Raw genomic sequence first — 5,700 nt, 5'->3', positions numbered from 1 at the left:
TAAGCATGATGCTTGAGAGCTCAGGATTTACAATGATCGATCTTGGAGTTGACGTACCAGCAGAGAAGTTTGTAGAAGTGGCTAAAGAGAACAACGCAGTTATAGTAGCTGCATCAGGACTTCTTACAACTACAATGCCTGCACTTAAGCAGACATCGCTTGCACTTAAAGAAGCAGGATTCACTGTAATCGTAGGTGGAGCACCTGTAACACCTGAGTACGCAGCAGAGATCAAGGCAGACGGATACGCTCCTGACGCTGGCAGCGCTGTGACTAAAGCCAAAGAATTGGTAAAAGCATAATTATGATAAATGCTTTAGTAAAAGCATGATGATTCAAGCTTGAATGAGGTAGAAAATCTAGTATCATATAGGAAAATTCGATTTTCAAAAACATAATAAAAATTCACAATGTAAAAAAACCAAATAACAGATAAACAGACTAGTCTATAAATGGCTAGTCTGTTTAATTAAAAGATTACAGTAAATACTCTATTCAAGATGAAGTTTTAGTATACTAAGAGCATAATTATTTCATTGATCGTAGACATTGAATTCGATTTTACCGGTACCTAATGGTGCTGTTGTATAAAAGAAGGCTCGAACAAGAGTGAATGGATATTAAGGTTATCATCGAACGTGCTGAATGGTAGCATATATTAAAAAGCAGGAATGAGAAAATAGCTCATTTGAAAAAAACCTAAATTAGATGACAAATGGATAGATGATTGTATATACACGATTCTTAAAGAAGAGTGCTAGTTTCCATTGCAGCCCTTCATTACGAATATTTTTAAGAAAATAACTATTTTTTGTAACGAATCATGTTTTTTATGCTCTTATTAGTAGGAGGTGATTGAGTGCAGAGTATGGAAAAGCTTTATAACGATTATTTTCAAACGGTTTTCAAGTACTTATTCTGCATGTCTCATGACACCGACTTATCTGAAGAATTGGCACAGGAAACCTTCTATCAAGCAATAAAATCGTATGACAATTTTCGAGGAGACTGCAAAATATCCACCTGGCTTTGCCAGATTGCAAAACATTTATTATTTAAGGAACATGAAAAAAGAAAACGATACGATTCAAATCCTATTGATGAGATATCTGACGGCCTTCCTGCGAAAGAAAATGTTGAAAGTTTAATTTTGGTAAACGAATCTAAAGTTGAGTTATATCAAAAACTTCAGAGCTTGGATGAAAAGACCCGGGAGGTCATGTACTTAAGGCTTACTGGAGAACTAAGTTTTCGAGAAATAGGTGAAATATTAAAGAAAAATGAGACATGGGCACGCGTTACTTTTTATAGGGGAAAACAAAAATTAGTGAAGGAGGGATAGGAATGAAAAATGAGTTAAATTGCAACATTGTTCAGGATTTACTTCCCAACTATATTGAGAAACTGACCAGCGATGATACAAATCATGCAGTTGAACAGCATCTGGATACCTGTGAGGATTGTTATAAAGTATATGAACAGATGGCTGCAAATATCGGAAATACCGAAAAAGTGCCGGTGATTGAACTGAAATTCCTTAAGAAGGTCAAAAGGACTCGACTGTTGGCGGCAATGTTGTGCGTCATCCTGACATTGGTTTTGTCCTGGGTGATCTATACTTCGGAATATAATTTTGCCAATGACAAAAGTCATCTGGCAGCTGGTATAACAGAATTTATTGCTCCTTCTGAACCCTCAGTTAATGCTTATGTTTTGGAGACAAAAGAGGTTGATGGCTTGCTGTTTGCTACATTCAAGGATCAAGAAAGAACAAATATAAATGGGATAGCTATACTTGATAAAGGTTTTAATCAGAGATATCGAATACTTAGTGCTAGAATCAGGTCTTCAGATTATTCCTCGGTTTTGCAGATTCTTCCGATTACAATCAACAACGAGCCGTATTATGCTATAAGCGGATATAATCTTTCGGACGAAATCAAGTACTACGGATTGGATTTTTACGCCTATACTAAGCCGGGAGATCTTGCAAAGGATAGGGTAAGGAAAGTGATTAAATTCGATGTTGAAAATCAACAGTTTCTTGAGATCATTTCTGCGAAAGAGATAGAGATCAATTTCGAGAACTCAATAGCTGATACCTTTTATAATCCCCGTTTAGATACAACTTCCATGTACGATGCAGATGGGAAAGAAATCACTGACAATTTCAAAAACCAGGAGAACTCGGGCAACCAAGTAAGAACAAACTTGGAAAAAGCAGAACTATTCCTGCTTTATGTTTTCATTGCTATTGTTATGGGATTAGGCGTTATATTTACAAGATACTTTTTAACAGAATAGTTTTCTATTTAATTCAAGTCTTTTCTGTAAATGTCCATAAAAATATGAGCCAGTTGACCATGAATTTCTGAGCCACTTACTCTTTAGATTTGTTTAGTCTGTAGGATTCGCTGAATATTCCACTAAAAGAAACCAGCCTGTCCGGAGCCTGGTGCCAATGGCTCCGGACAGCGGTTCCAACGGTTCCGGCTAGGAACCAACATTGATTATTCTTTAATGCCGTACACTTCTCTCATAGATCGTCATGTTCTTTATTGATGTAGTGGATCTCAAGCATGTAAGAATCGTGAACAATTCTATCAAGAATAGCATCTGCTACCTGAGCCTCTGAAAATTTACTGTACCACCCAAGTGGTGCAAACTTAGAGCAGAAAATCGTGGAAGCTTTATGGTGGCGAGCATGGATTACTTCTAGAAGATCTCTGGCCTCCAGCTCCGTAAGATTGACAAGTAGCCATTCGTCAATAATTAGGATGCGCATTTCTGATACTGCTTGATCGTCGCTGTTTTTTCTCTGCCATTAATGCTCACTCTCCTATTGGGGATATTTTATCATTTAACGGCATTAGTTGCTAATGACTGCGATATTATTCAGATTAAAATATCGACTGCCTACTGTTTTAACAATAATAGTTGACAATAAAAGGAATAAGAATATAATTAAACTATACGTCGTACAATTTTGAACGACGTATAGTTTTTGTTTTTGAAAGGAGGTTTATTGATTATAAATGGAAAATCAACAGACAAGAACAACACGAAAAAAAGATAAAACCAGTGCACTAATCGTAAAAGTTGCAATAAAATTATTTAAAAAACAAGGAGTAGACAAAACGACAATGGAGCAAATCGCGAAGGAAGCAGATATTGCCAAAGGGACGCTATACAATCATTTTAGACAAAAAGAAGCAATAATCAGTGCGTACATGCAGCAAAGTATTAAAGAGCAATATGGTGCAAGGGTGATGAAATTTAAAGACCTGCCTGACACACGTTCTCGAATGGTACATGTTATTGCTGAATTATTAACGGGTATTTATGAAAATCAAGAAATATTTGAAAAATATTTGGTCTACCATATGAAACAAATGATTTCATTTGATTCTAATAAGAACCCCAAAGATGGTTTTTATCAGATTGGTGAAGCAATCATTAAATTGGGTCAAGAAGACGGTGAGATACGAAAGGATTTGCCAACGTGGGCACTAAGAGAGTTTTTTGAATATATTTTTATTGAGATTGTAAAGCAACAGTATACTCAGCCAGAGCAAAAGATTGATGAAGAAATTATTGAAAAATATGTAGATTTATTTATTAATGGAACAATTGTTCAAAAAGAAAGGAAAAAACAATGCAAAGTTTAAAGAGTAAAATGATAATTTCACTAATTAGGAACAGACATTTATTTAAATTCAAATTAAAACCTGAGGTGGTAGATGAAACTTTTTCTGTGACAGATTTTAGAGAGGGTATTGCAAAAGCCTCAGTTAGAATGAATAAAATTCCCGATGATATGCAAGTAAAAGCGGTTGATGTTGACGGGATGACTGGCGAATGGATAATTCCAGAAAATGCCCCACAAGATAAAGTATTATTTTATATTCATGGTGGTGGGTTTATATCGGGCGATTGTGACTCTCACCGTATGCACGTGATGAAATTTACAAAAGGGACTGGAATCAAAACGTTGCACATTAATTATCGATTAGCACCAGAGTACCCGTTCCCTGGAGCGATTGATGATTGTGTTAAAGCGTATGAGTGGTTATTAAGTGAAGGATATAAAGCAAACAATATTGTGGTTGGTGGTGAGTCGGCTGGTGGAACATTAACATTATCACTGTTAATGGCATTAAAGCAAAAGGGGATTCAATATCCTAAAGCGGCATTTTCTATTTCCCCAGTGACCGATTTATCCTGTCAAGCGAATTCATTTAAATATAATTTTAAGAAGGACATCGCACCATTAAATTCTTGGATAATATGGACACAATATTATATCGGTGATAGCGATATAACCGACCCACTGTTATCTCCCCAATATGGAGATCCGACTGGGTTCCCACCGTTGTTTATTGTTATAGGTTCGAATGAAATTCATTTAGACGATGCAACTAGTTTTGCTCAAAAAGCAAAAGAACATGGGGTTGAGGTTGATTTTAAGGTTTGGGATGGTATGGTACATGCGTTCCCATTGTTAGCTCCGATATTTAAAGAAGCAACCGAAGCCATGCTAGAAATTTGTGAATTTATTCATTCGAAGTTAGCGGAATAGTAAAGATTACAGCACGCATAGGAGACGTTTTAGTTTACGTCACAATTGCTTTGGCGCTATCATTTTTATGAGATTAGATAAACGAAAAAATATTTAGCAAAAACGTCCCCAATGCGTCTCTGGTGAAACCCATGACGAATCTTTATGAATAGATTGGTTGTGTGTTTACTTATGCAATATTCCATATATTCACAAGCATAATTGTGTTATACAAGCAAGATATTGGGTGAATTATGGAAAATATACTCTTTGCCCCCAAGCAAGCACGAAGGGGATATATTGCCGAAAACGCAAAGTCACCGACCACTGGTAAACTCATTGATGAAGCCATTGAAAAAGAAAACAAGCAACTAAAAAATATCTTGCCAATGAACTATGCACGGCCCGAACTGGATAAAATTAAACTGGGCGAAGTGGTCGATATTTTCACCAATCTTAAACTAAAGGGAAAAGAAGAACAAGATTTATTAGGACGAGCCTATAAATATTGCTTGACCATGTTTGACGAACAAGAAGGAAAACGTTGGGGCGAGTTCTATACGTCGAGTTGTGTGGTTAAAACCTTGGTCGAAGTCATAAAGCCCTATTAGGGCAGAGTGTTTGACCCTGGATGGGGTACTGGAGCATAAAAGATTGACTTGTTTCCACTAACGGATAAAAAGTATAATAGTGGTATAGATATGTTTCCGCGCGCGGAGACTGTCCCCCTGAGAGTTTATGTGTATAGTAAAGGAGGTTGCGTTTTGAAGTTCAAGATTGGAGAAGTATCAAAAATCCTTGACATCCCTATGCAGACACTAAGATTTTATGAATCAAAAAATATTGTGAAACCTAGCAAAGATCACATAAATAAATATCGTTATTATGATGAGTGGGATATTAATTTTCTTGCTGAATGCAAAAAATATAAATGCTTTGATTTCAAACTCGCAGAAGTGGAAGAGATTATTCATAATGATAGTTTAAGTACATTAATTGAAAGAATGGATGAAAGGTAAGCGGTCAATAATCGCATGGATTTTAAAATTTACTTTAACATGAGACAATAGGTTACATCAAAGTACTTTTATAGTCAGTAAAGCAACTCTGTTGACTTTAAAAGTTGTGAAAGGATGATACCT

Annotated in this window: 7 protein-coding genes and 1 pseudogene; 7 read left to right on the top strand and 1 reads right to left on the bottom strand. The window is 36.0% G+C overall.

Annotated elements, in window-relative coordinates; genetic code table 11:
• From IWB18_RS12165 to IWB18_RS12155, 3 genes are all read left to right on the top strand, one after another.
• A partial coding sequence (locus IWB18_RS12165; RefSeq protein WP_195683892.1) for a cobalamin B12-binding domain-containing protein occupies positions 1-302 on the top strand: 302 nt, incomplete at its 5' end.
• 566 nt (positions 303-868) lie between these two features.
• The gene (locus tag IWB18_RS12160) at positions 869-1,342 is read left to right on the top strand and encodes an RNA polymerase sigma factor (protein ID WP_195683893.1); all 474 of its coding nucleotides are present in this window, start codon (positions 869-871) and stop codon (positions 1,340-1,342) included.
• Between the two features lie 2 nt (positions 1,343-1,344).
• Positions 1,345-2,304 carry a zf-HC2 domain-containing protein gene (locus IWB18_RS12155; RefSeq protein ID WP_195683891.1) on the top strand — a complete coding sequence of 320 codons (960 nt, stop codon included), beginning with the start codon at positions 1,345-1,347 and terminating at the stop codon, positions 2,302-2,304.
• Positions 2,305-2,510: 206 nt separating this feature from the next.
• Here the strand turns inward: IWB18_RS12155 and IWB18_RS12150 are convergent.
• Positions 2,511-2,779 (bottom strand): annotated as a pseudogene (locus tag IWB18_RS12150) (ATP-binding protein); the annotation flags it as partial.
• A gap of 256 nt (positions 2,780-3,035) precedes the next feature.
• Here IWB18_RS12150 and IWB18_RS12145 point away from each other — a divergent pair.
• The 4 genes from IWB18_RS12145 to IWB18_RS12130 all read left to right on the top strand — a co-directional run bounded on the left by IWB18_RS12145 (position 3,036) and on the right by IWB18_RS12130 (position 5,577).
• Positions 3,036-3,668: a TetR/AcrR family transcriptional regulator gene (locus IWB18_RS12145; protein WP_195683889.1), complete on the top strand. Its 633-nt coding sequence runs from the start codon at positions 3,036-3,038 to the stop codon at positions 3,666-3,668.
• Positions 3,656-4,579, top strand: a complete 924-nt coding sequence (locus IWB18_RS12140) for an alpha/beta hydrolase (RefSeq protein ID WP_195683888.1) — start codon at positions 3,656-3,658, stop codon at positions 4,577-4,579. Before IWB18_RS12145 ends, IWB18_RS12140 begins: the two co-directional genes overlap by 13 nt.
• A gap of 233 nt (positions 4,580-4,812) precedes the next feature.
• Positions 4,813-5,169 (top strand): N-6 DNA methylase, encoded by a 357-nt coding sequence (locus IWB18_RS12135; protein ID WP_195683887.1) that lies wholly within the window; start codon positions 4,813-4,815, stop codon positions 5,167-5,169.
• Between the two features lie 153 nt (positions 5,170-5,322).
• Positions 5,323-5,577 carry a MerR family transcriptional regulator gene (locus IWB18_RS12130; protein WP_195683886.1) on the top strand — a complete coding sequence of 85 codons (255 nt, stop codon included), beginning with the start codon at positions 5,323-5,325 and terminating at the stop codon, positions 5,575-5,577.
• Positions 5,578-5,700 lie beyond the last annotated feature (123 nt).

The organism is Alkalibacter mobilis (assembly GCF_015594845.1).
In the GTDB taxonomy this organism is placed as follows: domain Bacteria; phylum Bacillota; class Clostridia; order Eubacteriales; family Alkalibacteraceae; genus Alkalibacter; species Alkalibacter mobilis.
Note: the sequence above shows the minus strand (reverse complement) of the source record. Positions and strands in the feature narration are given on the sequence as shown.

Bases quoted from the DNA above. Each gene is read 5' to 3' on its own strand.
- IWB18_RS12140 (WP_195683888.1), top strand. From the start codon at position 3,656: ATGCAAAGTTTAAAGAGTAAAATGATAATTTCACTAATTAGGAACAGA.
- IWB18_RS12155 (WP_195683891.1), top strand. From the start codon at position 1,345: ATGAAAAATGAGTTAAATTGCAACATTGTTCAGGATTTACTTCCCAAC.
- IWB18_RS12160 (WP_195683893.1), top strand. From the start codon at position 869: ATGGAAAAGCTTTATAACGATTATTTTCAAACGGTTTTCAAGTACTTA.
- IWB18_RS12135 (WP_195683887.1), top strand. From the start codon at position 4,813: ATGGAAAATATACTCTTTGCCCCCAAGCAAGCACGAAGGGGATATATT.
- IWB18_RS12145 (WP_195683889.1), top strand. From the start codon at position 3,036: ATGGAAAATCAACAGACAAGAACAACACGAAAAAAAGATAAAACCAGT.